General features: G+C 36.4%; 31 protein-coding genes. 10 read left to right on the plus strand and 21 right to left on the minus strand.

The window, feature by feature from the left end; genetic code table 11:
* Positions 1-189: 189 nt before the first annotated feature.
* From GFU89_RS01825 to GFU89_RS01870, 10 genes are all read right to left on the minus strand, one after another.
* On the minus strand, positions 190-870 hold the full coding sequence (locus GFU89_RS01825) for a DUF2306 domain-containing protein (RefSeq protein ID WP_318845510.1): 681 nt from the start codon (positions 868-870) through the stop codon (positions 190-192).
* A gap of 36 nt (positions 871-906) precedes the next feature.
* Entirely contained in the window at positions 907-1,365 is a 459-nt protein-coding gene (locus tag GFU89_RS01830) for a DUF2750 domain-containing protein (protein WP_318845511.1), read from the minus strand.
* A 68-nt stretch (positions 1,366-1,433) separates the two neighbouring features.
* Complete coding sequence (locus GFU89_RS01835) at positions 1,434-1,808, minus strand: hypothetical protein (protein WP_318845512.1); 375 nt, start codon at positions 1,806-1,808, stop codon at positions 1,434-1,436.
* Positions 1,809-1,906: 98 nt separating this feature from the next.
* Entirely contained in the window at positions 1,907-2,488 is a 582-nt protein-coding gene (gene nudK / locus GFU89_RS01840; protein WP_318845513.1) for a GDP-mannose pyrophosphatase NudK, read from the minus strand.
* Positions 2,481-2,834: a DUF4406 domain-containing protein gene (locus GFU89_RS01845; protein WP_318845514.1), complete on the minus strand. Its 354-nt coding sequence runs from the start codon at positions 2,832-2,834 to the stop codon at positions 2,481-2,483. Before GFU89_RS01845 ends, nudK begins: the two co-directional genes overlap by 8 nt.
* Before the next feature lie 52 nt (positions 2,835-2,886).
* Entirely contained in the window at positions 2,887-3,477 is a 591-nt protein-coding gene (locus tag GFU89_RS01850; protein ID WP_318845515.1) for a Crp/Fnr family transcriptional regulator, read from the minus strand.
* Positions 3,478-3,481: 4 nt separating this feature from the next.
* Complete coding sequence (locus GFU89_RS01855; RefSeq protein ID WP_318845516.1) at positions 3,482-4,390, minus strand: TIGR01777 family oxidoreductase; 909 nt, start codon at positions 4,388-4,390, stop codon at positions 3,482-3,484.
* 24 nt (positions 4,391-4,414) lie between these two features.
* The gene (locus GFU89_RS01860; RefSeq protein ID WP_318845517.1) at positions 4,415-4,759 is read right to left on the minus strand and encodes a hypothetical protein; all 345 of its coding nucleotides are present in this window, start codon (positions 4,757-4,759) and stop codon (positions 4,415-4,417) included.
* A gap of 4 nt (positions 4,760-4,763) precedes the next feature.
* Positions 4,764-5,366 (minus strand): HPP family protein, encoded by a 603-nt coding sequence (locus GFU89_RS01865; RefSeq protein WP_318845518.1) that lies wholly within the window; start codon positions 5,364-5,366, stop codon positions 4,764-4,766.
* A complete protein-coding gene (locus GFU89_RS01870) occupies positions 5,367-6,272 on the minus strand; it encodes an arginase family protein (protein ID WP_318845519.1) in 906 nt (301 codons plus the stop codon).
* Positions 6,273-6,665: 393 nt separating this feature from the next.
* Here GFU89_RS01870 and GFU89_RS01875 point away from each other — a divergent pair, with 393 nt between their 5' ends.
* The 8 genes from GFU89_RS01875 (at position 6,666) to GFU89_RS01910 (ending at position 13,001) form a co-directional block, all read left to right on the plus strand.
* Positions 6,666-6,998, plus strand: a complete 333-nt coding sequence (locus GFU89_RS01875) for a single-stranded DNA-binding protein (protein WP_047374319.1) — start codon at positions 6,666-6,668, stop codon at positions 6,996-6,998.
* A gap of 14 nt (positions 6,999-7,012) precedes the next feature.
* Positions 7,013-7,468, plus strand: coding sequence for an HRDC domain-containing protein (locus tag GFU89_RS01880; RefSeq protein ID WP_318845520.1), 456 nt, complete (start codon positions 7,013-7,015; stop codon positions 7,466-7,468).
* Positions 7,469-7,590: 122 nt separating this feature from the next.
* On the plus strand, positions 7,591-8,943 hold the full coding sequence (hisS, locus tag GFU89_RS01885) for a histidine--tRNA ligase (RefSeq protein ID WP_318845521.1): 1,353 nt from the start codon (positions 7,591-7,593) through the stop codon (positions 8,941-8,943).
* Between the two features lie 224 nt (positions 8,944-9,167).
* The gene (locus GFU89_RS01890) at positions 9,168-10,031 is read left to right on the plus strand and encodes a PH domain-containing protein (RefSeq protein WP_318845522.1); all 864 of its coding nucleotides are present in this window, start codon (positions 9,168-9,170) and stop codon (positions 10,029-10,031) included.
* A 10-nt stretch (positions 10,032-10,041) separates the two neighbouring features.
* Entirely contained in the window at positions 10,042-10,884 is an 843-nt protein-coding gene (locus tag GFU89_RS01895; protein ID WP_318845523.1) for a PH domain-containing protein, read from the plus strand.
* Positions 10,885-10,902: 18 nt separating this feature from the next.
* Positions 10,903-11,550 (plus strand): GNAT family N-acetyltransferase, encoded by a 648-nt coding sequence (locus tag GFU89_RS01900; protein WP_318845524.1) that lies wholly within the window; start codon positions 10,903-10,905, stop codon positions 11,548-11,550.
* 64 nt (positions 11,551-11,614) lie between these two features.
* Positions 11,615-12,151, plus strand: coding sequence for a PH domain-containing protein (locus GFU89_RS01905; RefSeq protein WP_318845525.1), 537 nt, complete (start codon positions 11,615-11,617; stop codon positions 12,149-12,151).
* 58 nt (positions 12,152-12,209) lie between these two features.
* Entirely contained in the window at positions 12,210-13,001 is a 792-nt protein-coding gene (locus GFU89_RS01910) for a class I SAM-dependent methyltransferase (RefSeq protein WP_318845526.1), read from the plus strand.
* Between the two features lie 93 nt (positions 13,002-13,094).
* Here GFU89_RS01910 and GFU89_RS01915 read toward each other — a convergent pair whose 3' ends face one another.
* The 3 genes from GFU89_RS01915 to GFU89_RS01925 form a co-directional block, all read right to left on the minus strand.
* Complete coding sequence (locus GFU89_RS01915; RefSeq protein WP_318845527.1) at positions 13,095-13,331, minus strand: YtxH domain-containing protein; 237 nt, start codon at positions 13,329-13,331, stop codon at positions 13,095-13,097.
* 99 nt (positions 13,332-13,430) lie between these two features.
* The gene (locus tag GFU89_RS01920; protein ID WP_318845528.1) at positions 13,431-14,273 is read right to left on the minus strand and encodes an isoaspartyl peptidase/L-asparaginase; all 843 of its coding nucleotides are present in this window, start codon (positions 14,271-14,273) and stop codon (positions 13,431-13,433) included.
* A gap of 142 nt (positions 14,274-14,415) precedes the next feature.
* Complete coding sequence (locus tag GFU89_RS01925) at positions 14,416-15,306, minus strand: cyanophycinase (RefSeq protein WP_047374335.1); 891 nt, start codon at positions 15,304-15,306, stop codon at positions 14,416-14,418.
* Positions 15,307-15,504: 198 nt separating this feature from the next.
* Between GFU89_RS01925 and cphA the strand changes: the two genes are divergently transcribed.
* Both cphA and GFU89_RS01935 read left to right on the plus strand, forming a co-directional pair.
* Entirely contained in the window at positions 15,505-18,135 is a 2,631-nt protein-coding gene (cphA, locus tag GFU89_RS01930; RefSeq protein ID WP_318845529.1) for a cyanophycin synthetase, read from the plus strand.
* Positions 18,136-18,544: 409 nt separating this feature from the next.
* Positions 18,545-18,697, plus strand: a complete 153-nt coding sequence (locus GFU89_RS01935) for a bacteriocin-like protein (RefSeq protein ID WP_318845530.1) — start codon at positions 18,545-18,547, stop codon at positions 18,695-18,697.
* 200 nt (positions 18,698-18,897) lie between these two features.
* Here GFU89_RS01935 and GFU89_RS01940 read toward each other — a convergent pair whose 3' ends face one another.
* The 8 genes from GFU89_RS01940 to GFU89_RS01975 all read right to left on the minus strand — a co-directional run bounded on the left by GFU89_RS01940 (position 18,898) and on the right by GFU89_RS01975 (position 25,997).
* Positions 18,898-19,356 (minus strand): hypothetical protein, encoded by a 459-nt coding sequence (locus GFU89_RS01940; protein ID WP_318845531.1) that lies wholly within the window; start codon positions 19,354-19,356, stop codon positions 18,898-18,900.
* A gap of 23 nt (positions 19,357-19,379) precedes the next feature.
* On the minus strand, positions 19,380-20,558 hold the full coding sequence (locus GFU89_RS01945) for a hypothetical protein (protein ID WP_318845532.1): 1,179 nt from the start codon (positions 20,556-20,558) through the stop codon (positions 19,380-19,382).
* Positions 20,559-20,736: 178 nt separating this feature from the next.
* The gene (locus tag GFU89_RS01950) at positions 20,737-21,570 is read right to left on the minus strand and encodes a glutamine amidotransferase-related protein (protein WP_318845533.1); all 834 of its coding nucleotides are present in this window, start codon (positions 21,568-21,570) and stop codon (positions 20,737-20,739) included.
* Between the two features lie 33 nt (positions 21,571-21,603).
* Positions 21,604-22,725: a carboxylate-amine ligase gene (locus GFU89_RS01955; protein ID WP_318845534.1), complete on the minus strand. Its 1,122-nt coding sequence runs from the start codon at positions 22,723-22,725 to the stop codon at positions 21,604-21,606.
* A gap of 30 nt (positions 22,726-22,755) precedes the next feature.
* Positions 22,756-23,709, minus strand: a complete 954-nt coding sequence (locus GFU89_RS01960; RefSeq protein WP_318845535.1) for a hypothetical protein — start codon at positions 23,707-23,709, stop codon at positions 22,756-22,758.
* Positions 23,710-23,763: 54 nt separating this feature from the next.
* Positions 23,764-24,477 carry an alpha/beta hydrolase-fold protein gene (locus GFU89_RS01965; RefSeq protein ID WP_318845536.1) on the minus strand — a complete coding sequence of 238 codons (714 nt, stop codon included), beginning with the start codon at positions 24,475-24,477 and terminating at the stop codon, positions 23,764-23,766.
* Positions 24,478-24,506: 29 nt separating this feature from the next.
* Positions 24,507-24,779 (minus strand): hypothetical protein, encoded by a 273-nt coding sequence (locus tag GFU89_RS01970; protein WP_318845537.1) that lies wholly within the window; start codon positions 24,777-24,779, stop codon positions 24,507-24,509.
* 3 nt (positions 24,780-24,782) lie between these two features.
* A complete protein-coding gene (locus GFU89_RS01975; protein WP_318845538.1) occupies positions 24,783-25,997 on the minus strand; it encodes an ATP-grasp domain-containing protein in 1,215 nt (404 codons plus the stop codon).
* Positions 25,998-26,071 lie beyond the last annotated feature (74 nt).

Consider the following 26,071-nt stretch of genomic DNA (forward strand, 5'->3'; position numbering starts at 1 on the left):
AGATTTAAAATAATAGATTTACAAAAAGTAACACAAACTATGACCCTTTATTTTTTTCTTCTTTTTATTGTCGCTGTTTTTGGCGGAATCGCTTATCTGCTCATGCGTTTTTTCAGCAAATGGACTAAGAATAACAAGTATGAACTGATTTTTAATACTTTAATATTTATTGCATCATTTTTTCTGGTATCATTTCTCAGTCTTTGTATTTTCTTTTCCACCGTTGATTTTTCCAGATAATCCTGTGTTTTTTCTGATAATTGTATAAGCAATGCAAAGGTTGATCAAAAGAGCAGCCCAGACATTCAGTCCATAAAAAAGTTCATAATCATGCTGCGCTTCATTATACAGCAGATGTTTAACGATTCTGAAAGTAATAGCTGTTGTAGTCACCGCATAGCTTAAAATCATATAATTTCTATGCTTGGTAACATTTCCTTTTTTAATAGAAAGTATGGCAGCAACGGTAAGATAAGCCCAAAGCACATCCTGAATCAGAAACCCTGTAATTCCGATCAGACCTCCATTTGAAAACAATCCCAGTACAAAACATGCCGGAACATTGATGATAAGAATATTGTAAACATATATTTTCCCAATGATCTTGTGAAGATCTCTGTTTTCAGCTAAAAACCGATTGGAAAACTGAGTAAGACCCGCCAGAAGGCAAAGCGTTATAGAAAAAATATGAATGTAAAAAAAAGTCATCCAGTATGGATTGCCGACTACCTGCTGTTTAAAGGCCAGAAATCCGATATTTTTATCAAAAGAAGTATATTGGGAAATCGTTTTCAGCATTAGAATACTGAAAATCATAACTGAAAATACAGCTGTTACTTTAATGATTTTTATTCCCAACAACTTCATCATCCATGGGTTAATAGATAAACTCTCAAGGATTGGAATTTAATCTTCCAAAACTTCTCTGATCTGTTTTTCCATATCATCAAGGCTTTCAAACTTTCTCAATTCCAGAGATTTTCCGGAATTTCTAAGCTCTTCTATAATATCAAGAATCAATTCTAAAGGCTCTGCCTCATAGCCAAACATATGACTGTCGAAATTTGTTCCCACCAATAATCCATCACTATTCATTCCCAGGCACCAGTTTTCTACAAATTCGGTAAGGGAAACGGGAGAGGGATCATAATGATTCCATTCATTTTCTATACATGATTTTGCTCTTGCAGGATCAGACCAGAAACAAATGATCTGCACCGGTTCACCATCTTCGTATTCTGCTTCGCTGGAATAGGAGGTAGCATATCCCTTATCATCCTGTAAAGCATACACGATTTCTGTCTCGGTGATTTTTTTAATAAATTCTTTATGGCGGTTCTGAACCGTAATATGGTCTTGAAGCATTTTATTTATGATAAATTATTAGGTATGAATGATGAATTGATTGTGTCGGTGAGTAGTCAGTATCTGTCTTATGAAGTTTCACCACTGTTGATATGTATTATTTCGGGATTCTGACCATCTGAATCTCTTTTGGATCTTCCATAAAGTCCTATTTCAAGATCGTTTGGAGATTCACTATCCAGTTCCGATGGGTGTACATACGTATACATACCATACCCATGTCCGGAAACCAGCCAGCCTTCTGTTAGATTTAAATGTATAACATTAAAATCCCCTGCTGGGCCTCCGGCATGTACCGGACCGAATTCTTTCATGAGTTTTATTGCTTCCTCTTTTACGTCTTCGACCGTACTGATGTCGTCAAAAATAATATAAGTACCATTTTCAAAAAGAACCCAATCCTGAAATTTAGGATTAATGGCAAGCTTCACATGTTCAATCATCCGTTAGTAGTTTTTTAAATAAGAGTGATAAGTTAATATTTTTATTTAATATAGAGCAATTTACCCATTATCGATCAATTATCAATGATATCCTGATTTTACATCATTCCTTTGATTCGTAAATGCTGCAAAAGCATAATGGTCTTAGCATCTTTGATTTCTCCTCCATCAATCATTTTCAGAGTTTCCTCAAAAGATAATTCAAGTACTTCTATATTTTCACCTTCCTCTTCCAATCCTCCGCCCTCATTAATTTTCATTTCGTTGGAATATTCTGCGATAAAGAAATAAAGGATTTCCGTAACCGATCCTGGCGACATATAAGCTTCAAATATCTTTTCAACTTTGGAAATTTTATACCCGGTTTCTTCTTCCGTTTCCCGTTTTATGCAGTCTTCCGGATTATCATTATCCAAAAGCCCTGCACAGGCTTCAATAAGCAGTCCCGTATCATTTCCGTTGATATAAGTTGGCAGCCGGAATTGTCTGGTAAGAATAACTGTTCTGGAAGTTGTGTTGTAAAGGAGAATCACTGCACCGTTTCCGCGGTCGTAAGCTTCTCTGCTTTGGGTTTCTGTGGTTCCGTCCTTTTTTGTAACAGAATAGGTGACTTTGTTTAAAGTATACCAGTTGTCTGAAAGGATTTCTGTCTGAAGGACGTTGATATCAGGATTATGCATTGGGAATATCTTCTATGGTATAATAAATGGTCAGGCCTCTTTCTCTGGCTATTCTTACATCCTCATCAGCTCCTTTTGAAGCTCCTTCTATACGCAGCACTGCATCACATTTTTCCAGAAGGGCATGAGCTACGGGATACTGTATTTCCTGCCATGCTTCATCACCTATTTGGGTAGAACCGGCAAGGTTGATCAATGGCAAAGCAACCCATTCTCCGATAATAGGAATGTGTCCCTTTCTAAAGATGGGAAGAGCAACGGCTTCAAGATTGTGAAGATTCTGCTGAATAAGCTGCGGATCATCATTCGTTCCGCTGCGGTAAGGGCCTGCAATAAGTATAAACATGGTTTTTTTTGGTAAAATAACAGAACTTTCAGGATAAAAAAAATAATATAGCTTAAGAGAAACTGTTTTTTTGTTTCGATTTTATAAGACTTAAAAACTCTGGGGTAATGCCTAAATAAGAAGCAATTTGCTTTTGCTTGATACGTTTTACCGCTTCAGGGTATTTCTGTAGAAAGTTATAATAACGTTCTTCTGCAGGTAAAGAAAGATTTTCAATCGTTCGGAGCTGTTCTCTGATGTAAGCGTTCTGCATCATGATCCGGAAAAACCGTTCAAATTTCGGAATTTGGAGATAAAGTTCATCAAGATGATCTTTCTGAAGTTGCAAAATACTGCTTTCTTCCAACGCTTCAATATTTAGCATAGCAGGTTTTTGATTGATAAAACAATACATATCAGTGATCCACCAATCAGAAATAGCAAACATAATGGTAGATTCTTTTCCTGTGGTATCCATATGAAAAGCTCTCAAAATCCCTGTCTGAACAAAATTGATCTCCTTACAGGCTTGCTGCTGCTGTAAAATCAGTTCTTTCTTAGCTACCTTTTTTTCTTTTAATAAGGAGAGAAAATAAGATTTCTCCTGACTGGTAAGTGAAATATGCCTGGAAATGTTTTTTAGGATTAAAAGTTCTTCCCCCATTCTCTTATTGCTTCTTTAATAGATCTACTAAAGCCTCATTAAGGTCCGGAAACTTAAAATGAAACCCTGCATTCTGAAGTTTTTGTGAAGAAGCTCTGGAACCTTCCAGTATAGCTGTAGCCAGTTCTCCGAATATCAGTTTTAAAACAAATCCGGGAACATTAGGCATGAATAAAGGTTTTCCAAGTACTTTAGCAATCTTTTTTGTAAGATCTTTATTAGTGGCATGTTGTGGCGAAACAGCATTATAAGCTCCATCCATTGTGGAATTTTTTAAAGCAAGTTCATAAACAGAACAGATATCTTCAACATGAATCCATGGCATATATTGCTGGCCGCTTCCTAAAGGTGATCCTATATAATATTGAATAGGAGGTACCATTTTCTTTAAAGCCCCATCTTTTTCGGAAAGCACAACAGCAGTTCGTATTTTAACTACTCTTTCTGCCAGATCCTGTTCTTTGAAATCGTCTGCAGCTCTTTCCCATAAAACCACAACTTCACTTAAAAAGTCATTGCCCGGAGGATCATTTTCAGTATAGATTTTTTCTGAAGTTTCAGTACCGTAAAAATTAATTCCTGAAGCCGAAATAAAAGATTTAAGCTTTATTTTATGTTTCCTTAATGCAGTACGAAGTAATTCCGCTGAATCAACACGGCTCGATATCAATTCTCTTTTTCTTTCTGGTGTCCAGCGCTTTTCTGAAATGTTGGCACCAGCAAGATGAATGATGTGAGAGACATTCTCCAGAGCAGCTTCATCTATACTTCCTTTTCTGATATCCCATTCATACTCATGATCATGTTCTTTTTTTCGGGTCAGAAACCTGATTTCGTATTCCCTGCCTATCTTTTTGGCCAGTTCTTTGGCGATCATGCCACTGGCTCCGGTGATCAGAACAACTTCTTTCATAATATTTTATTTAAGGGGTGTGGGTTATGCCTGATTCTTTACAATCAGTACAAAATCATCTTCCAGAAGTTTATAGCCGTAGTCGTAAATAAACTTGTATTCAGAACCATTTTTATAAACTTTCAGATTGGTAAAATAATCAAAATCAAAACCTAAGCCATCCAGTCTGGATCTGGGCACTTTTGTTTTGCCATCAGGATTGATTTCCATCAGGATACGGTAATTCTTGCGGAGTTTGTTGTTCACATTCCGCATCAGGTTACTAGAATCCTTATTTTGCTTATTATTATAGGCGTTTCGGCAGGCATCGTTGCAAAACTTCTTATCAGACCTCCCGATGATTTTTTCGCCACATTCCAGACAATTCATCTTCTTATTTTTTTATTTTGTGGGGATGTGCATGTCTTTTTCGTAACAGCCTCATGAATCTGCTGTGGATAGGATAACTTCTGTTAGGAGTAATATTATTAAAGAACAAAGCTACCAGCAGCAGAATGATACACCCGGAAAGAACAGGGGAGATGACATACCAATATCCCAATTCCGGAATTTTTCCGGTAGAACTTACAGCAATCAGGGCTGTAGCACCACCAGGTGGATGCAGAGTTTTGGTGTACTGCATCAAGACAATAGAAAAAGCTACTGCCAAAGGAGCCGAAAGCCAGATGATATCCGGAACAAACTGATAGACTGTAACGCCTACCAATGCCGACAGTACATGTCCGCCTACAAGATTTCTGGGTTGCGCCAGCGGACTTTGTATGGCCCCATAAATAAGAACACTGGAAGCCCCAAAAGAACCGATCAGGAATATGTTCTCAGTTTCCATTAACGAATGAGACTGGATAAATGCTATGATCCCAATTCCGAAAAAAGCACCCAAAAATGACCAGATATGCTCTTTGTAATCAACAAGCGTTTCTTTATAGATCACATATTTGGAAACTCTGAATGTTCTTTTTATACTGTTCTTCATTTAGTCTTCTTTATTTTTTATAATTTGAATTAAATTTTCTACAAATGGCCGTGTATACATTCCATTTTCATCATAATCAGGATCTAAAATAGTAATCTCTATCCCAAAACACAACGGACTTTCAAATAACGGTTCCAGCATTTCTCTGAGATTATCATAGCTGATTCCGTCTTCCATTCTGCTGTCTACAGCCGGCATGAGCTCATCTTTCAGAATATCTACATCAAAATGAATGAAAAAGCCATCCAAGCCTTTATCATTCACCATTTTCAAGAAGTCTTCTGCCGTTTTTCTGAAACTATTCTCTCTGAGGCGGTAAAGATCATAATAATGAATATTGGAATTGATGATTTGGTTAATATATTCTTCATCATCTGTTTCTGCATTTCCGCAGCAGAAGATATTTTCTTCAGCTAAATAAGGCTTTAAACCATCAATATTGGTCAGTTTCTCATGTCCGGTTCCGGTAATGATGGCGAGATCCATTCCTGCAGCACCTCCGGTTTCTGAAAGTTCCGGCGGAATAAAATCTGTATGGCCGTCAAGATAAAAGAGTCCAAAGTTTCCCAGTTTTTTCAATGCAACAGCATTTCCAATCAGAATGCTGCAATCACCACCCAGGATAATATTGAATGTGTTTTTTTCGTAATTCTTTAGAATATAGTCAGCCTGCTTTTGGGCATATTCAATAATGAGATCTGCATTTCTGACATTTGACTCCTCATCAAAATCCATGGAATATTCTGGAGCATCAAGTCTGAAAACGTTGGCAGGAGCAATTCTACGATGAAAATCAAATTTCCTGAGCCAGTCCGGAAGTTTTCGAACCCCGGGTTCTGTCTCATGTTCCTTTTTTGTAAGTCCCAAATTGAGAGGAAACTCAAAAATATTGATATTCCTTTTCATAGATGAATTTTCACAAAGATACGGAATTATCCGTTTGTAAATGGATAGGATTTGAATGATATAATAATACTAAAAGTCATACTACTTCAAAAAAATCCTTGGCAATACATCTATTTTTCAATGTTTTTTTGAAGAAGAAAAATATTTTAGGATACAGTTTTCTATCGTTTAATTTTTACTTAAAAATGATGGTTATTGTTTTTTAAGCTTAGTAAATAGTGTCTTATACAGAATTTTATTTATTTTATTATTCGTTTTCAAACGACTACAAACGGATTTAAATAATTTCTAACCGACTGAGGATGGATAACATCGCAATCTTTGCAACAGAGATTTGAGAAAAACAGTGAACGTCTCTTATCTAAATTTATTAATCTTTAAAATCTAAAAGTTATGTCACTAAGAAACAAAGTAACATTAATTGGTTACACAGGAAAAGAAGTTGAAATGGTAAACTTCGATAACGGAAATGTAAAAGCAAGCGTATCCTTAGCAACAAGCGATCATTACACCAATGCCAAAGGAGAAAAAGTAGAAGAAACGCAATGGCACAATCTTATTGCTTTTGGGAAAACAGCAGAAATTTTTGAGAAATATGTTTCCAAGGGAAAAGAAATTGCTATAGAAGGAAAGCTTACCTATAGATCATACGATGATAAAGATGGAGTGAAGCGCTATATCACAGAAATTCGGGTGGATGAGATCTTATTATTAGGAGGAAAATAATTCTAAAAACACAAATGATGAAAGTAAAAGTTTTTAAAATCAGGCTTCCGGAAGAATTTCTGTACAAAGATCAGAAAATGCTGGATGATTTCCTGGAAGCCAATGAGATTATGAAAGTAGAAACAGCTTTTGTAAGTGAAGAACGGTATTGGTCTGTAATATTGTATTTTGAAGATCTGAAACTGACAAAAAATACAGTTAAAGAACCCAAAGCAGTAAAATATTCTGCAGAGAATGATTTCTTGAATACAGATGAAGAAAAGATACTGGATGCTCTGAAACTCTGGCGATCAGAAAAAGCAAGGGAGCAGAATCTTCCCACTTATTTCATTGCCAGCAATAAAGAGCTGATATCTGTTGCTAAGTATAAACCTGCCAAAAAAGAAGAATTGCTGGAGATCAAAGGGTTTGGAAAGCATAAGATTGAAAACTATGGTGAAGAGATTCTTGAAATTCTTGAAAGTGTCTGATTTTTCAGAATAATTGATTACACAATAGCAAAAAGCTGGGGAAGATTGTTTCTTCAGCTTTTATGCTGTGTAAAGTCCATGCAATTCCGTACTTTTGCATTTATCAAAATGACATACAAAAAATGAAGCCAAGTTTAGCAAAAGGGACGAGAGATTTTACGGCACAGGAAGTTTCCAGAAGAAAATATATCATCAATATTTTACAGAATAATTTTGAATTATTCGGGTTTCAGCCATTGGAAACTCCAAGTTTTGAAAATCTTTCTACACTGACAGGGAAATACGGAGAAGAAGGAGATCGTTTGATCTTTAAGATTTTAAATTCAGGAGATTATACTTCTGAAACCAATCAGGAAGACTGGGATAATAAAAACCATCAAAAGCTTGTTTCTCAAATTTCAGAAAAAGCTCTTCGTTATGATCTTACTGTACCTTTTGCAAGATTTGTGGCGATGAATCATGGAAAGTTGACATTTCCATTCAAACGTTTTCAGATCCAACCGGTTTGGAGAGCCGACAGACCTCAGAAAGGAAGATACAGAGAATTTTATCAGTGTGATGCAGATGTGGTAGGAAGTGAAAGCTTATTGCAGGAAGTAGAGCTGGTTCAGTTGTATTTAAAATCTTTTGCAGACCTGAAAGTTCCTGTTACGATTCATATGAACAACAGGAAAATCCTTTCCGGATTGGCAGAATATGCAGGAATCACAGATAAGCTGATTGACTTTACTGTTGCATTAGATAAGCTGGATAAAATCGGTAAAGAAGGCGTTGTAAAAGAATTACTGGAAAGAGAAATTTCTCAGGAATCTATTGATAAGCTGGATTTCCTGTTCAGCCAGTCTGACGATGCATTGGAAAACCTTCTTCAACTAAAGGAAAAATTTGCAGGAAATGAAATCGGTCTGAAAGGTGTAGAAGAACTTGAATATGTTCTTACACAGTCTCTGAGCCTTGGAGTTGATATGCAAAATCTTGTATTCAATATTACCCTTGCAAGAGGAATAGATTATTATACAGGTGCTATCTTTGAAGTGAAAGCAGATGAGGTTGCTATGGGATCCATCGGTGGTGGAGGTAGATATGATAACCTTACAGAAGTTTTTGGAGTTAAAAATATTCCGGGAATAGGAATTTCATTCGGATTAGACAGAATTTATCTGGTTATGGAAGAATTGAATCTTTTCCCTGAAGAAGCATCATCTAAGATTGAATATTTGTTTGCTAATTCTGGAGGAGAAGAAACAATAGAAGCTTTAAAACTGATCATGCAGCTAAGAGCAAAAGGAATTTCTGCTGAATTGTATCCTGAAAATGCAAAAATCAATAAGCAGTTTACTTACGCAGAAAAGAAAGGGATAAAGAATCTTGTTTTCCTGGGTGAAGAAGAAATTAAAAATAATACCGTTACCTATAAGGATCTTGAAGCTGGAGAAAAGAAAACAGTTTCTTTAGAAGAATTCTTAGGATCATAATATTGACAAAACTACCAAATCGATTTTATCATTTGGTTTTGGAATATATCAAAGAAAAACAACCACAAAAGCTTTTTTGTGGTTGTTTTTTTTTGATGGGTGTTAAGATTTAAATATTTTTGACCTTTACAATCGGTTCAGAATTTGTAATTTGGATCGATGTATACAAACAGGGTGAAAATTATGCTCTGAATTGATTAAAAACTTTTAAACATAAAAACCAGATGAACATTATTTGCGCATTGTGTGGAACACCGCTAACGGCAACAGATATGTCTGTAGGTAAAAATAAACTTGCTGACGGTGGTTATTTGTGTGCCGGATGCTTTACCAAAGCCGTTACTATCAACAGAGAGCTTATCCATAATCTTGATCAGTTTTATTTTGCAGAAATTACAGGAATGATTCTGAAAAGTAAAATTGATGCAGACCAGAATCCCGGAGACTCTCAATATACCGGAAACAACCATTACCAATATGATGCCCCTACCAGACTGGATGAAATAAAAGATCAGATTGTTGCTCTTAATGCAAGACTAAGCGTTCTTGCTAATGAAGAAGTGAATGAATTGGCGAATGTTCTGGACGGAGATGAAAAATTGCTGGCTATTGCAGAAGGAATTGATCTTCAGAGTAACAGGGAAGGAATTATATTTTCGACACAGAAAAGAGTCGCTTTTATTGATAAAAAGTTTCTGGGCGGAGTAGTAAAAAATGAATTTTCCCTTCAGGATATTTCTTCCATTGATCATATTGAAAATCTCTTGTATTCAATTCTGAAAATCAATACTTATAGAGGTGATGCACAATTTAAGCTGCATAATAAAAACGATGGAAGAGCATTTTCCAATGTCAAAAATAAAGTTGCAAATTATTCTGAAAATGAATTGAGAAGGGATTCAAGTCCATTACAGGCATTTTCCCAGACAATTCCGGATTTGGTTCAGGAAAATGTTTACTCTACAGATAAAGGAGATTCCGGAGCTATTTTTGAGCAGTTGGAAAAACTGGGTAAACTAAGAGAGATTGGAGTGCTGACAGAGGCTGAATTTGCCGAACAAAAGAAAAAATTACTTGATAAATTATAAAAAAGAAAAAATGAGTAATAACTGTGCATTGTGTAAAACAGAATTGACCTCTATGGATACGCTTTTGGGAGCTAATAAGCTTTCAGATGGAAATGTTTTATGCAATAAATGTTTGAATGAAACGAGCAATATCAATGAAGAATTGCTGTACAATCTCAATAAATTCAGTATTGATGATATTAATGAAATGCTGAAAACAGAGAAAAAGGAACCGGTTCTGCCAGTGGCAAACCAAATTCTTCCTGTAACGATAGATTCTGATGCAAACCAAATTCCGAAAGAAGTTTACAAACGGAGACAGCGCAAAATAAAATTTGAACTGGAAAAGCTGAATGCCAACCTTTCTATGTTTACCAAAGGAGAAATCAAAGAACTTCCTTATCTGATTTCCGAGGAGGAACAAATCATTGCCATTACAGATGCTCAGTTTGTCAATACATTGGATGCCGGAGTATTGGTGGCAACCCCCAAAAGGATGATTTCTGTATCTAAAGGTATGTTTGGGGCAGCAAAGATTAATGATTACCATAATGAAACTATAAAGTCGGTAAGCTTTGTTGCAGATCCAAGATCTCCGATCATTAAACTGCATTTGGACGAAAGGGTAGTTGAGTTTGAATGTTATATGGATAAGGAAGACGCTGAGAAGTTCTATGACACTATAAAAACCATTTATAATAATCCTAAAGAACAATCTCCGAAACAAATTGATACTGTGGGCAAAAGTGTTTCAGTGTCATCAGAAGAAGTTTTTAATCAGCTTGAGAAATTAGGAAAGCTGAGAGAAAACGGGATTTTGACAGATGCGGAATTTGCAGAACAGAAAAAGAAGCTGCTGGAGCAGTTGAAATAAAACTTTTAATATCCAATCATGAAAGACAAAGTATCAGCAGAAATAGTAGAAAACTGGCTTAAAGGATGGTGTTTATCAAGAGAAGTCTCTTTTCCTGTTCAGTATAAATCCGGATTCCATGTGATGGTAGGAGATGAAAAACAAAAAGAACGTTTTGTATTTCCTCAACTTAATGATGATTTTTTCGAACTTGCAGATTCAATTGATGAACCCTGGGTTTATCTCAAAGTATCTACTTCTCCTGATGAATTTATGGAAAAAATTCCTGAAAAATGGAAACTACAGCCACAGGGGTATTTGATGACTTGTTTTCACCCGATGAATTTCCCGGAAATCAGTCTTGCAGAAGGATATCACTTAGAGTTTTCTGAGTATAATACCACTTTTGTTGTCAGGATTTTAGCAGAGAATGATGAGCAGGCTTCTATAGGCCGCGTCTCTCTTATCAATGATGCGGCAATATATGACAGGATTATTACCGAAAAAAATCATCAAAGGAAGGGACTCGCTTCTTTTTTATTGAAAGAACTTGAGAAGATAGCCTTATCTAAAGGATTTTCAAATAATCTTTTAGTAGCAACAGAAGAAGGAAAGCTGTTGTATGAAACGTTAGGCTGGAAGATGTATTGCCTGCACAGTTCTATCGTAATTCCTTCCGAAACGTAATATTTTAGTCAAATTAAATATTTAATCACTAATAAATAGTAATTTAGGATCATAAACTGTAACTATGAGTGAGAAATCAAGACTTGACGAAATAAGAGAGGAACTTAAAAAACTGGATATCAGTCCTACCATATTTGCCAGAAAAGAAATTCATGAGCTGCCGGACATTCTTTCAGCAGACGAAAAAATAGTCTATCTCGTTGAAGGCAGAAATAAAACAAACAATCATCACATCATTTTAGTAGCTACGGACAGAAGATTGATCTTTGTAGATAAGGAATTTATGTACGGGTTGAAGGTAGAAGACTTTTCCTACAGCAAAATAAGTTCAATACAATATGAAACGGCAGTATTGCTGGCTTCTATAGACATTCAGGTAACTGATGACATCGTAGAAATAGACGGAGTAGGAAAGTACCATGCTGAGCTTTTTTGTGAAAAGGTAAGAGACTTTATGTCCCGTCCTGAAGGATCCACTCAGAATACACCTGAACCGAGCATTTTAGACCAGCTCGAACAATTGGGAAGATTAAAAGAATCCGGAGTTGTAAGTGAAGAAGAATTTCTTGACCAAAAGAAAAAGCTCATGGATAAATTATAATTCCTATCTAGAGGAGCTTTAATGAAAAGCATAACTAATACTATTTTAAACTAAAACTATGGAAAATTACTTAGAAATTAATAAAAACTCATGGAATGCAAAAGTAGAGCCGCATTTGAAATCGGATTTTTATTTTGTAGATGAATTTTTAAATGGGAGAAGCTCACTTAATTCAATAGAACTGGAACTTCTTGGAGATATACAGGGAAAGAGTATTTTGCACTTACAATGTCATTTTGGACAGGATTCTATTTCTCTTTCAAGAATGGGTGCAAAAGTGACAGGAATCGATTTGTCAGATAAGGCTATTGAAGCAGGAAAAGATTTAGCTCAGCAATGTAAAACTGATACGGAATTTATCTGCTCAGATGTCTATACTTTGCCAGATGTTCTGGATAGAAAATTTGACATTGTTTATACAAGCTACGGTACCATAGGATGGCTTCCTGATCTTGAAAAATGGGCGGGTGTTATCAATCATTTTCTAAAACCTGGAGGGCAATTTATTATGGCAGAATTCCACCCGGTTGTTTGGATGTTTGACGATGACTTTACAAAAGTGGCTTACAACTATTTTAATGAAAAGCCGATAGTAGAAACCTATGAAGGAACCTATGCGGATCAGACTGCACCTATCGTACAGGAATATATAATGTGGAATCACTCATTATCAGAAGTTCTTGACAATCTGATTAAAAAGGATATCAGTATCAACACTATTCGGGAATTTGACTGGTCGCCATATCCATGCTTTAGTCATGTGGATGAATTTGAAAAAGGAAAATGGAGAATTCCACAGTTTGGAAATAAAATCCCGCTGGTTTACGCTTTGGCAGCCCAGAAAAAATAAAATGCAATTGAAACTTATCGAAAATAAAAAGTCATCGTAATCAAGATTACGATGACTTTTTCTATATATGAATGTTAAAAAAACTGCTTTTGTTTAGCTTAGAGAGTCTTCAGCCTTTGTTTTTACTTCGTCCACTTTATTCTGAACCTGGGAAGCAACGTCATTGGCTTTTGTTTTAAGGTCATTTCCCCACTTGTTAAGATTATCTTTCGCAGTATTGATTTTATCTTTTACCACTTGTTGATCTTCAGGGCTTGAATTCTTATATTTCCAATAAGCTAATGCACCTAAACCTAATAAAGCTAATATACCTTTTGTTTTGTTTCCCATGATTTCTATTTTTTTATGTATTAATATTAAAATTTGTTATTACTAATAATGTAAAATACGTGCCAAAAAAATAAATTGACTTATAAAAAAATGTTAAATTTAAGAGAAGACTTCAAGTTTTTCACCATCAAAACTGGCGAAAACCATAGTAGGATAAGAATCCTGATGGTAAAGATTTCCGTCTTTATCAATAGCAATAGCTCCTGCGAATCCATCAATGGTTTTAAGTTCATCAAAGGTCTTGTTGAAAGCCTGCTGAAGGCTCATCCCATCTGTAACCCTCGTTACAATTTTTGAGGCAGTAGCATTGCTGACAATATCTTCTCCCACACCGGTACAGCTTACAGCACAGAAGGCATTGGCATAATTTCCGGCCACTGTGGCAGAATCTGAAATTCTTCCAGGAATCTCAAACCCTTTTCCACCTGTAGACGTAGCAACAGCCAGTTTTCCATCAAGGTCAATGGCTACACAGCCTACTGTTCCTTTACCCCCGTTAGCTAGTTTGGCTTCATATTCACTTCTTCTCTGAGAAATTTCTGTTGAAAAATTCTCAAAACCATGTTCCGAAGAGTAGATTTTTGCACCGTGCCCTCCCAAAACCCTGTCGTCTTCATTAATAAGATCTTTGGCAACAAAAATAGGGTTCTTTACATCCTGAATATTGATGACTCCGCTTAGCTTTTGAGTTTCTCCGTTCATAATAGCAGCACTCATACGGATAACACCATCACTCTGAATCTGAGAACCGATTCCCGCATTGTATAACGGATCGTCCTCCAATAGTGAAACGGCATAGGCAACAGTATCAAAAGCCGAATGGGTCTTAAGATAATCAAATGCTTTTTGGGCAATTTCTTTTAAAGAATTCTGTTTTGCTGTTTTTACTTCATGGCTTTGGTCGCTTTCTGAGAAAAAACCGCCGTGGATAATGATTTTCATAAATATAGATGATCGTTGATAAATGTATTCGTCTACGAAGTTAATTTATAAATTCTAATTAAACATTAGGCTTTAAACAAAAAAAATGAAACCAAGGTCCCATTTTTATAATGATCAGTAATATTTTTAACTATCAACTAAGCTATTTATCTTGTGGTATAGGATTAAACTGAGAATTCTCAATAGTTAATGTCTTCGTCGTAAGATCATAGTGGTCATTCATAGACATTACATGTACCGTTAAATTATCAATAGAGATAGGCTCTCCAAGATTGATATTCGTAAGGTTGGTATCTTTAATGAACCTTCCGTCTACCAAAATTACAAGTCCTGAACCTACAGCAGTCATCACATCATTATGGATGAAAAGTCCCGTATCTTCTCCAAGACCTATTCCCAGTGTTCTCGGATTGTTGACTACCGCTTGGAAAAGACGCCCGATTCTGCCACGCTGTACAAAGTGTGTATCAATAATAACATTATCAATAAGTCCTAATCCCTGGGTAGTTTTGATTTCTCCTTTTAAAAGCGCTTCAGAACTGCTTCCCTGATAGATCATATTTTCAGAGGCCGCTGCAGCTCCTGCAGAAGTTCCGGAATAAATAAAATCTTGTTCCTGGTATTTTAATAAAATGGTATCATGGAATCTTGTTCCTCCAAGAATGGAAGTCAGTCTCAGCTGATCTCCTCCGGTAAACATCATGACATCAGCAGCATTGGCTCTTGCCACCATCGCATCAGAATTGGCTTCTTCACGGTTGTGGATATCCAGAACATTTACATTTTTAGCACCTAGAAATTCAAATGCCTTTTTATATTCAGAACCCACAATCTGAGGGATTTGGGAGGCGGTTGTTACAATTTCAATAACAGAATCTTCCTTGAGTTTTGATTCGTTGATGATCTTCCTTAAGATCCCACGTTCAAAAAAATTAAGATTCTTTTCGATGTTTTGATCATAATCGGTTTCCGCAAAACTTCCTTTGTTTACAGCTCCTCCGATAACTATTAATTTTCCAACAGGCTTCGTCATGGTACAAAATTAAAAAATAATTAACATTCTTTGGCTAAATTCGTGCCATCTTTAGTTGATTTTTAATGTTTTAGGAATGTTAATTGAAATTAATTGTTTTTTAACAAATCTTTAAATTTGCTATGGTTTTGTTTTGGGTTTTACATTATCTTTGACTATGAAAGGAGTTATTGTTAACTGTTAAAATGCCAATAGACTATGAAAATCGAAAAGATTCAGGCACTACGCGGTCCAAACATCTGGAGCATCAGAAGAAAGAAGCTGATACAGATGAGGTTAGACTTAGAAGAAATGGAGAATTATCCTACCAATAAAATCGAAGGATTCAGGGAAAGGATTGAAAAATTAATACCCTCATTGATTACCCATCGATGCTCGGAAGGAGTGGAAGGTGGTTTTTTCCATAGAGTGGAAACAGGAACCTGGATGGGGCATGTCATTGAGCATATTGCTTTGGAAATACAGACCCTGGCAGGAATGGATGTGGGGTTTGGAAGAACCCGGGAAACAAAGACTCCGGGAGTGTATAATGTGGTTTTCAATTATATTGAAGAGAATGCGGGAATCTACGCTGCTGAAGAAGCAATGAAGATTACAGAAGCCCTGATAGAAGGGAAAGATTATGATTTGAACGCCTGTATTCATAGATTAAAAGAAATCAGAGAGCGTGTCCGTCTGGGGCCGTCTACAGGAAGTATCGTAGAAGAAGCTGCTTCCAGAAGAATGCCTTGGATCAGATTGGGTACCAATTCTTTGGTACAGCTGGGTTACGGTGTAAATCAGCAAAGATTTCAGGCGACTATTACCGGTAAAACAAGTTCTATTGCCGTTGATATTGCCTGTAACAAAGAATTAACGAAAAGAATGCTTCATGATGCTGCTATTCCAGTACCAATTGGTGATTTGGTTGTAGACGAAGAAGGATTAAATGCTGTGATCCGAAAAATTGGCTATCCGATTGTGTTGAAACCTTTGGATGGAAATCACGGAAAAGGTTCTTCCATTAATGTGATCGAATGGGAGTCTGCTAAAATAGGTCTGGAACATGCCCAGAAATATTCCAGAAAAGTAATTGTTGAGAAATATATCACAGGCTACGATTTCCGTATTCTGGTGATCAATAATAAAATGGTGGCAGCGGCAAGAAGGGTTCCTGCCCATGTTGTAGGAGACGGGGAACTGAATGTTCAGCAGCTTATTGAAAAAGAAAACAAAGATCCGAGAAGAGGGTATGGGCATGAAAATGTCCTTACTGAGATTGAGGTAGATAAAGATACACTAGAGCTTCTTGAAAAGCTTCAATATACGCTGGAAACTATTCCTCAAAGGGGAGAAGTGGTCTATCTAAAGTCAACGGCGAATCTTTCAACCGGAGGAACCTCCATTGATGTAACAGATATGGTGCATCCGGAGAATATCACAATGGCAGAAAGAGTTTCCAAAATTATCGGATTGGATGTCTGTGGTATTGATGTTATGGCACAGAACTTAACTCAACCTTTAAAAGAAAGTGGCGGGGCTATTATTGAAGTTAATGCTGCACCAGGTTTCAGAATGCACCTTGCTCCAAGTGAAGGACTACCGAGAAACGTTGCTGCACCGGTGGTAGATATGCTTTATCCGCAAGGGAAACCTTTTACTATTCCAATTATTGCCGTAACGGGTACCAATGGGAAAACAACAACGACAAGACTTATTTCACATATTGTAAAAAGTAACGGCTACAGAGTAGGATTCACGACTTCGGACGGAATTTACATTCAAAATACAATGTTGACAAAAGGGGATACCACAGGACCACTTTCGGCAGAATTTATCTTGAAGGATCCTACGGTAGAATTTGCAGTATTGGAAACTGCCAGAGGTGGAATTTTACGTTCCGGACTTGGTTTTTCACAATGTGACATCGGGGTTCTGACCAATATTGAGGAAGATCATTTGGGAATGAATGATATTCACAACCTGAGAGATCTTACCAAAGTGAAGCGTGTAGTACTGGATAGCGTTAAAAAGAGTGGCTGGAGTGTATTGAATGCCGATAATGAATATTCTATGAAGATCGTAAATGATCTTGATTCTAATGTGGCCATTTTCAGTATGGATGAAAACAATCCCCATATTGTAAAATTTGCGAAAGAAGGAAAGATTACCTGCATATACGAAGAAGGATTTGTCACCATTAAAAAAGGAGACTGGAAAATCAGAATTGGAAAAGCCAAAGATTTCCCGATCACGATGGAAGGAAAAGCCAGATTCATGATTGAGAATGTACTGGCAGCCAGTTTGGCAAGTTACCTTTATGGTTTCGGGATTGAAGATATTTCTAACTCTTTGAGAACGTTTATTCCAAGTGCTCAGCTTACGCCGGGAAGATTGAATGTCTTTAAATTCAAAAACTTTAAGGTGTTGATCGACTTTGCTCATAATCCTTCAGGTTACGAAGCCATTGAAGACTATCTGAAAAATGTAGAGTCTACGAAGAAAATCGGAATTATTTCCGGTGTTGGAGACAGAAGAGATAGTGATATCAGAGAATGTGGAAAAATTGCGGGAAGAATGTTCGATTATATTATCATCCGAAATGAGAAACATCTTCGCGGAAGAACCGAAGAGGAAATCAACGGATTGATCATTGACGGAATTAATGAAGCAGGCAGAGATGTAAGCTACGAGATTATTCCTAAAGAAATAGAAGCCCTGAAACATGCTATAGGAATGGCGGAAGAAGGAACCTTTATTACCGCTTTAAGTGATGTTATTTCCAATGCTATTGACCTGGTACAGGAATATCAGGCCAAGGAGCTGTTGGAAGACGATAAAAACGTGTAAGTACATCTTTATATAACTTATTAAATTGCAATACGGAACAAAAAACGTATTGCAATTTTTTTATCTATTGTGCTAGAATTTTGCAGGTTATAATTTTTAGCTGCTAGCTTACAAATATTTAATTCATTGTATTTACGAGTTCCGGTAGAGCTATGACTATATTACTTAATAAACTTCTCGTAAATCAAAACAAGCCATCCGATTCCATATGTCCAAGCAATAAATCCAATTAATTTCACTTGTGAATCTGGATTTTTGAAATAAGAGACAACTTTAATAAATTCTTTCATCTCTCTAAGATTCTATTGGACACTTTTTGTTTACGGAAACCCGTAATGGATATTTTTTTATGTTAAATCTCTAATTGGAGAAGAATTGTTATATTTGATTCTAAACTAAAATCAAAACCATGAAAAATTTAAAGAAAATTTCTAAGGAGAAATTAAGAAGTATCAACGGAAAAGGGAAATGTCCTCCAGGTTGGCGTGATTGTCCTATGCCGTGGGGTGATGATAAAGTATGTATCCCACATGACAACCAAATGGCATGTCCGGATTTATAAATACGATCCCTCATTGCGAGGGATTTTTTGTTACTGTATTTCAATTTGATATTTACTTTTAAGTATTTTCAACCAAGCTTTTTGAGCTCCTTCTCATGCTATATTGTTTTCTGATCAACTTTTATTAAGAAAGATAAATTCATAGGAGATTACAAGAATCAGAAAAAACAAAACCTCCGGAATTTCGGAGGTTTTGTTTTTTATAAGCTTTCCCAGGTTTTTTTTATTTTCTGCATTTTCACAAGATAGAAATACAGCGGGATAAGTTCTAATCTAATTGTAAAACTAATAGAAGGAACAGTAAAAGGAATAATGGCCATCATAATGAGGCAAATAGCAATTCCTATAATAGCATCAACGATTGCAGCCTGTATTGCCCATTTTTGTTCAAACCAAAGTCCATAGGCAACAATACCTTTAAACAAAAACAAAAAGCAGATTAACAACCCTGTTATTGAATAAGGATGATTAGCGTTTATCCCATATACCGATAAAGAAATATTAGTCAGTAAAGAGCCTGCTATCAAAAAAATGGCAGCTAGTGCCCCTGCGATTAAAAAGATCCACAAGAAAACTTTAATCCAGGTGGGTAATAGATTTCTTCTTCGTGTTAAAATGTTATTGTCAAATTCTGCAAAAGCTGTTGACTTTTCTTCCATGTAATATTAGTTTTATAAGTTTTTTATCCAAAAAAAGCATTTGAACTTCCAATCCAGATGGCATCTTTTTTATTGAAATCCACATTTACCATTGCAGCTTTGGTCATTCTTCCCAAATTTTCCAATAGGATAGGGCGTTCGTCATTTTCACGCCAAATATACAACAAACGGATCTCTGCTTTTGAAAATTCACCGTTGATATCTTCAAAAATTGGTTCATAGTACACTTTTCTCTGCAAAATATAGTTTTCCTTATCCTGAATAGAGTCTGTAATTTCTTTTGTGGGATTCAAATTAACTCCGCTTCCTGCGAATGAAAACAAAGGTTTCAATACAAAGTCTTCAAGGTTTTCATTTTCTGGAAACTCATGTAGAAAATAACTCTTCGGAACAAACTGATGTTGCAATAAAGGCAAAAGAAACTTTGAAATTTTAAAGAACCAGTTGGGATGGGTGATCCATTGAACATCTACTTCTTCACGGAAATTAAATTCAGTGGTAAGGTCAGGGATATTGTCCAGTTCATCAAATATAACCCGGTTATAAATTCTCTTGATTTCTACCAGCTTTCCATCATTTTCATAATACAGCTTTTTGCCTTCTTTCTTTACTTTCGTCAGACACACGGTTTTTATTCCTAATAATTTTTCTGTTAAAGCAAAATCAATGGCTGTTTTTTGTTTTTCCGGAAAGATTTCAAGCAGGATTACATTTTCAGGATTTTCATCTCCTACAATTAATTCTTTTAAATAGTTCTTAAAAGTTTCATGAGGCATCGGATTTTTAATCTCCGAAAGAAAAGGATAGACTTCGCAGAAGGTTTCTTCGTACACTTTCTGAAAAGCATACAAAGAAGGAAATGCCTGAAGCTCTATTAGTTGAGGTTCTATTGCTCCGTTTTCACTTTTGCAGACTCCAAAATCTATCGTGAAAAAATGAGGCTGATCTGTATCATTGGGAACTCTGCAGCTATCAGGAACGGCTTTCCGAAGTGTTTCTGCCGGAATTGCTTTGATCTGGCTGATAATACTTTCACTGGCATCAATAAGCTTACTTTCAAATTCTTTAGTCAAAAAAATAGGACTTTCTGAAACCCTGAAAGCAGGTGCTGTACCTCCTTTTTCTGCCAGTATATTTTTTAATTGATTATACTTTTCATCCGAAAACTCCTGGTTGAACTGTTTTCTATATTTTGGAATCATATTTTTTTTCTTTTGTGATGATAAAAAATCGAGCATTTCTACCCGATTTGATTTTACCACAAAAGGCACAGAAGTTTTTAGATTATGCTTATTTCTAATTTTAAGTCTTTATCATTACTTATTAGACTTAAATATCCAAACCTTTTGTGACTTTTGTGGTTTATAGTGATTTAATTTTTTAAACCAAAGATTCAGCTTCTTTCAAAATGTTTTTTTTTGCAAACTGAAGGAATCTCGGAAGAATCTGATTTCTGGTAAGGATAATTTTGTCCTCATCATCTATTCTGTCCATGGTTTCAAGATATTTTTCCATTCCGAAGTTTTCGATCATGGCTTCTCTGTTTTTTTCATCTTTCAGATTTTCGATCAGAGATTCAGGATTGGCTTCAGGGTGAAACTGTGTCCCGAATATCTCTTCCGAAAAACGAACTGCCATTACCGCTCTTTCCAGATTGATATGAGGGCGGAACTTTTCAATCGCCATAACCGTCATTCCAAGTTCTTCAAAACGGTCATGATCCGGCTCAATAAACTGATAAGCTCTGGAATCTACTGCATAAAAAGGATCCTGAAGATTTTTGAATAAGAACTCTTCTCTGCCTTCTTTTGTTTTGTGAACAGGCATTACTCCAAAGGAATAAGACTTTCTTTTACAAATATTACCCAGATTCCAGTGAATACTTGCCAACTGGAATGAATGGCAGATAAGGAAAAGGTATTTTTTATCTTCACTGAATTTATTATGTTCAAAAACGGAATCTAAAAAACTGGCAAATCTATCTTCCCAGGCAAGACCTTCCCGATGTGGATTTCCCGGCCCGCCAGAAGAGATGAAAATATCAAAGTCTCCAATCTCTGGCATTTCATCTTTAAATCTCACATCAAATGTTTTGATGACAACATTTTCTTCAGAGTTCTGCTGAAATGCTTCAGAAATTTCTTTAATGTTTCTAAAACCTTGATTCACATGATTGTTGTTCATGTCCAGCAGAGCAATTCGAATATCTTTCATTACATCATATTTTTTGTAAAGTTACCAAAAATATTATGAAGCAGGTTCACCATGGGTGATTCCATACTCAGTTTCAGAGATCATATAATCAACGACTTTCGTGAGATCGCCTGTCTCCTTAAAGATCTGAAGCTGCCTGTCTGCACCTGTTCCGTTTTCCAGAATTTTCCAGGCATATTCTACTTCGTTACGGCATCCTAAATCGTCTACCACATCATCAATAAACTCCAGAAGTTCTTTTAATAAATGAGGATAAGGAACAGATTCTTCTTTTCCGAAATCAATCAGATGGGCTTCGATACCGCTTTTGGAAGCACGCCATTTATTTTCGTTCAACAGCAGTCTTCTGTAGCTTCTGAAACTCAGATTTTGCTGGTGAAGTTTATAGATTTTAGCCACGAGACACTGCATAATGGCTGCAAGACATACCGTTTCATCAATTCTCAGCGGCATATCACAGATTCTGAATTCAATGGTAGGGTAGAATGGATGAACGCGTAAATCCCACCATATTTTCTTGGCATTGTCAATGGTTCCGGTTTTCACCAGAAGATCTACATAGCTGTCAAATTCCGCCAGAGAATTAAAATAACTCGGGATACCGGTTCTTGGGAATTTTACGAAAATTTCCTGTCTGTAAGATTTAAAACCTGTATATCTTCCAATCCAGAAAGGTGAATTGGTAGAAAGAGCATACACGTGAGGAAGAAAGTAACGCATTACATTCTGAATTCTTACGCCTTCTTCACGGTTGGGAATTCCAATGTGTACATGTAATCCGAAAATAAGGTTTTCGCGGGCTACATCACCCATATCATCTACAATTTTGATGTATCTTTCGCCTTGGGTGATACTGTTATCTGACCAATGTGAAAAAGGATGGGTGCCTCCTCCTGAAACACGCAGTCCCTGCTCGTGAGCGATGTTGATAAGATGACGCCTTAAATTCGTCAATTCTGCTCTGGCTTCCTGAATATTCTGGCAGATCCCTGTTTCCATTTCAATCATAGATTCATGCATTTCGTGCTTTAAGTTTTCACTCAAAACTGCTTTGCCGCCCTCAATGATTTTTGAAACGTGAGAAACAAGATCTCTGCTTTCTACATCAATGATCTGATATTCTTCTTCAATTCCAATAGTAAACTGATGATGCATTTGTTTTGTGTTTTTTAATTTTTTTCAATGTTATTTTATGGAATCTTTCACAAAGGTTCCCCACGTAATGTTAGGTTTCCCTGGAACATATTCTTTAGCTTTTTCTATAGCCAGTTTTGCAGCATGTTCTATGATCCATGCAAAATTTTCTTCTCCTACAGAATTTCTGTCTGCATCCGGAGCCGGGTTGCAGAAGTCAATTGCATAAGGAATACCATCTCTTACGGCAAATTCTACTGTATTGAAATCATATCCCAAAGCTTCATTCATGGTAATCGTATAATCATGAATAGTTTTCAGAAGTTTTTCAAGTTCTTTACCTTCTGTCTGATGGGTAGTGGCATATCTCAAATGAGGAGCATTTCTTGGTTCGTAAGGCATGATGTGAACATATTTTCTCCCTAAGCAGTAAACCCTGTAATAATCATCAAAGACGATTTCTTCCTGTACCATCATCACCAGTTGTTCAGTCTCTCCTAATTTATTCCATAAATCATCCGGATTTTCTACTCTGTAAACGCTTTTCCAGCCTCCTCCGTCATGAGGTTTCATGTAAGCAGGGAATCCTACATAATTAAAGATATATTCCCAGTCATGAGGGAATTTGAGATTTCTGAATGAGGTTTCCGAAGTGTTTTCCGGTCTTTCGTGTGAAGGCAGCAAAACAGTCTTAGGAAGCGGAATGCCAAGTTTAGACATCAGTGCATTGTTGAAAAATTTCTCGTCAGCGCTCCACCAAAAGGGATTGTTGATTACATAAGTGCCATTAAGTGCAGCATTTTTCAGGTAGGCTCTGTAAAAGGGAACGTCCTGTGAAATTCTGTCGATGATCACCGCGTAACCATAATCTGCACCCTGTTCTAATTTGTCAATGGTAACGGGTTCAGCTATGATTTCTCCACCTCCCAATTCATTTACTTTGTCTATAAATGCCCAGGGAAACGTGTCTTCCATACCGAAAAGAATTCCTACTTTTTTTGTCATAATTTTTGTTTTTAAGATGGGTATATTTTTTTCTATTTGTCTTTTCTATTGTTTTTATGAGAAAAACGCTCCAATAAAGGTTGGGAAGACCATTCTCCACAACGGCCAGTCATGGCCTATCCATTTTCTTTCATCATACCAGAAGTCTATTCCTTTCAGCCTTAAGATTTCAGACATTTCAACATTTTTATCTTTGCAGATATCCTGGTCAGAAGTGCTGAGTACAATATGCATGTGTTTATACTTCCAGGCGTCATCATTTCTTACAAATTCCCTCGGACAGTTGAAGTAAACCATTTCATCAGAATAGCCGTCCATAAAATTCCTTATGCTGAATGCTCCAGAAAGGCAAAATAAATGGGAAACCACATCAGGAAATCGGAAAGCAAAATTGGCAGCGTGATATCCTCCAAAACTTGCTCCGGCCACTGCTACGCGATGGGTTTTATGAAGTTTCTGAATATAGGGAACGAATTCCTTGATCAGAAACTGTACATACCGTTCATAGTTTCTTATTCTTTGCTGAGGAGATATTTTATCATCATAAAAACTCCAGCCGTCTATGGTCTGAACATTGTAAAGCTTTACTTTTCCCTGTTCTATAAACCAATTGATACTTCCGTTAAGATGAAAATCATGATTCTGGGTATATTGTCCCTGGGAAGTAGGGAACATAATGATAGGGTGGCCGTAATGTCCGGTCACTTCTACCTTGAGGCTGGTTCCCAATATATTTGAATAATACTCTGTATGTTCTATATGAGGCATTTTTCTTTGTTTAGTTTTAATTTGTGTTTTTATATTAATTCATAAAATTCAATTCCTCCCGGTTGATCTTTTTCTAAAATATCCAGTACAATTGTTCCTGATTGTGGATGCTCCAGAATAATATTTTCTTTAAATATCCATTTTGAGCCCGGTGTATTGGGGTGAGCTGAATCAATAAACTGATAATAAGCCCTGCTTCGCCATTTTCCGGAATTGATGTTCTCTAAATTACGTTTTACAATGGAATCTTCTGGCAGACTGTGTATTATGAATTTAATAATATTTTGAATATCAGGCTTCATGATTTACGAGCTAAGCTTACTGCCTTTTGGAGGAAGAATATTCAGCATATCCGCGTGAATCATTTCTGCTGCAGAGTCAAGTCTGTCCTGTACAACGGAGGCATCACCGGATTTGTAAACAATCCCGACATGATAATCTATTGGAAGAAATTTTACCACTTCTTCACATTCAAAACTGCTGTAATTGGGTTCTTTATCTTTGATCAGAGCAACAATCAGCCCTGAATAATATCCTGTGGGTGGTGAGACATTATAATCATTACCTCTCAGAAGAGCGTCTTCAATTTTGGCCCATTCTCTCCAGATGTTGATGCCGCTTGAAGCTTCAACAAGATCCGGAATATGAGCACCGCCAACCCTTGAAGAGGTTTCAAGGAAATACCATTTTCCGTCTTCTTTTCCACGGATAAATTCTGTATGGGTAGCCCCATTGATCAGTCCGAAATTGGAAAGCACTCTGGCGTTAATTTCTTCCAAAGCTTTGAATTCTTCAGAATACCGTCCTAAAGTCTTGGATCGGAATACTCCGCCTTCATGGGAAACCTGCATAGGAGGAGCAAGGTATTTTGAAGCTGAAGTGAATATAATTTTTTTATTAAAAGTAAGGCTGTCTACATGGTAAACGTCTCCTGGTTTAAAACTTTCCAGTAAAAAAAGATGACGTTCTTCTCCCAGGGTCTCCAGCGCCTCATAAAGTTGTTCTTTGGAAGTTATTTTTTTGATTCCTGATGCGGAAGCTTCAGAGCGGGGTTTCAATACCCATGGTGCGGGAACGCGGTCTGTAAACTCATTGACTTCGTTATCATTGAAAACTGCTGTAAATTCCGGAACACTGATTTCTGAATCTTTTGCTTTCTGACGCATAGCCAGTTTATCCCTGAAATAGCGGTGTGTGGTTTGTCCCATTCCCGGAATACGGAATGTTTCCCTGATTAATGCCGCTTTTTCTACATCATAATCATCCAATGCCACTACAGCATCTACTTTTCTGGTTTTCATCAGGTGGGAAAATCCCTGAATCAGATGCTCCAGATTCCATACGGATGGCTTGAGTTCCGGCATATAAAATACCTCATCAATCGCATGCCAGGGCCAGTTTTTTTCTTTAAGGTTTTCTGAGGTTACTAAGATGATTTTATTGCCGAGATTCTTCATTTCGTCCATAAAATCGTAGCCTTTGTAATAGCACGAAATACATACAATAGTTTTCTTCTCCATATAATGTTTTTTAAGATTTAGTGAATTTTCAAAAATAAAAGCATTTATTTGTTATTTTATCAATATCATAAAAT

The organism is Chryseobacterium sp. JV558, assembly GCF_033712365.1.
GTDB lineage: Bacteria > Bacteroidota > Bacteroidia > Flavobacteriales > Weeksellaceae > Chryseobacterium.

Bases quoted from the DNA above. Each gene is read 5' to 3' on its own strand.
- GFU89_RS01825 (WP_318845510.1), bottom strand. From the start codon at position 870: ATGATGAAGTTGTTGGGAATAAAAATCATTAAAGTAACAGCTGTATTT.
- GFU89_RS01830 (WP_318845511.1), bottom strand. From the start codon at position 1,365: ATGCTTCAAGACCATATTACGGTTCAGAACCGCCATAAAGAATTTATT.
- GFU89_RS01835 (WP_318845512.1), bottom strand. From the start codon at position 1,808: ATGATTGAACATGTGAAGCTTGCCATTAATCCTAAATTTCAGGATTGG.
- nudK (WP_318845513.1), bottom strand. From the start codon at position 2,488: ATGCATAATCCTGATATCAACGTCCTTCAGACAGAAATCCTTTCAGAC.
- GFU89_RS01845 (WP_318845514.1), bottom strand. From the start codon at position 2,834: ATGTTTATACTTATTGCAGGCCCTTACCGCAGCGGAACGAATGATGAT.
- GFU89_RS01850 (WP_318845515.1), bottom strand. From the start codon at position 3,477: ATGGGGGAAGAACTTTTAATCCTAAAAAACATTTCCAGGCATATTTCA.
- GFU89_RS01855 (WP_318845516.1), bottom strand. From the start codon at position 4,390: ATGAAAGAAGTTGTTCTGATCACCGGAGCCAGTGGCATGATCGCCAAA.
- GFU89_RS01860 (WP_318845517.1), bottom strand. From the start codon at position 4,759: ATGAATTGTCTGGAATGTGGCGAAAAAATCATCGGGAGGTCTGATAAG.
- GFU89_RS01865 (WP_318845518.1), bottom strand. From the start codon at position 5,366: ATGAAGAACAGTATAAAAAGAACATTCAGAGTTTCCAAATATGTGATC.
- GFU89_RS01870 (WP_318845519.1), bottom strand. From the start codon at position 6,272: ATGAAAAGGAATATCAATATTTTTGAGTTTCCTCTCAATTTGGGACTT.
- GFU89_RS01875 (WP_047374319.1), top strand. From the start codon at position 6,666: ATGTCACTAAGAAACAAAGTAACATTAATTGGTTACACAGGAAAAGAA.
- GFU89_RS01880 (WP_318845520.1), top strand. From the start codon at position 7,013: ATGATGAAAGTAAAAGTTTTTAAAATCAGGCTTCCGGAAGAATTTCTG.
- hisS (WP_318845521.1), top strand. From the start codon at position 7,591: ATGAAGCCAAGTTTAGCAAAAGGGACGAGAGATTTTACGGCACAGGAA.
- GFU89_RS01890 (WP_318845522.1), top strand. From the start codon at position 9,168: ATGAACATTATTTGCGCATTGTGTGGAACACCGCTAACGGCAACAGAT.
- GFU89_RS01895 (WP_318845523.1), top strand. From the start codon at position 10,042: ATGAGTAATAACTGTGCATTGTGTAAAACAGAATTGACCTCTATGGAT.
- GFU89_RS01900 (WP_318845524.1), top strand. From the start codon at position 10,903: ATGAAAGACAAAGTATCAGCAGAAATAGTAGAAAACTGGCTTAAAGGA.
- GFU89_RS01905 (WP_318845525.1), top strand. From the start codon at position 11,615: ATGAGTGAGAAATCAAGACTTGACGAAATAAGAGAGGAACTTAAAAAA.
- GFU89_RS01910 (WP_318845526.1), top strand. From the start codon at position 12,210: ATGGAAAATTACTTAGAAATTAATAAAAACTCATGGAATGCAAAAGTA.
- GFU89_RS01915 (WP_318845527.1), bottom strand. From the start codon at position 13,331: ATGGGAAACAAAACAAAAGGTATATTAGCTTTATTAGGTTTAGGTGCA.
- GFU89_RS01920 (WP_318845528.1), bottom strand. From the start codon at position 14,273: ATGAAAATCATTATCCACGGCGGTTTTTTCTCAGAAAGCGACCAAAGC.
- GFU89_RS01925 (WP_047374335.1), bottom strand. From the start codon at position 15,306: ATGACGAAGCCTGTTGGAAAATTAATAGTTATCGGAGGAGCTGTAAAC.
- cphA (WP_318845529.1), top strand. From the start codon at position 15,505: ATGAAAATCGAAAAGATTCAGGCACTACGCGGTCCAAACATCTGGAGC.
- GFU89_RS01935 (WP_318845530.1), top strand. From the start codon at position 18,545: ATGAAAAATTTAAAGAAAATTTCTAAGGAGAAATTAAGAAGTATCAAC.
- GFU89_RS01940 (WP_318845531.1), bottom strand. From the start codon at position 19,356: ATGGAAGAAAAGTCAACAGCTTTTGCAGAATTTGACAATAACATTTTA.
- GFU89_RS01945 (WP_318845532.1), bottom strand. From the start codon at position 20,558: ATGATTCCAAAATATAGAAAACAGTTCAACCAGGAGTTTTCGGATGAA.
- GFU89_RS01950 (WP_318845533.1), bottom strand. From the start codon at position 21,570: ATGAAAGATATTCGAATTGCTCTGCTGGACATGAACAACAATCATGTG.
- GFU89_RS01955 (WP_318845534.1), bottom strand. From the start codon at position 22,725: ATGCATCATCAGTTTACTATTGGAATTGAAGAAGAATATCAGATCATT.
- GFU89_RS01960 (WP_318845535.1), bottom strand. From the start codon at position 23,709: ATGACAAAAAAAGTAGGAATTCTTTTCGGTATGGAAGACACGTTTCCC.
- GFU89_RS01965 (WP_318845536.1), bottom strand. From the start codon at position 24,477: ATGCCTCATATAGAACATACAGAGTATTATTCAAATATATTGGGAACC.
- GFU89_RS01970 (WP_318845537.1), bottom strand. From the start codon at position 24,779: ATGAAGCCTGATATTCAAAATATTATTAAATTCATAATACACAGTCTG.
- GFU89_RS01975 (WP_318845538.1), bottom strand. From the start codon at position 25,997: ATGGAGAAGAAAACTATTGTATGTATTTCGTGCTATTACAAAGGCTAC.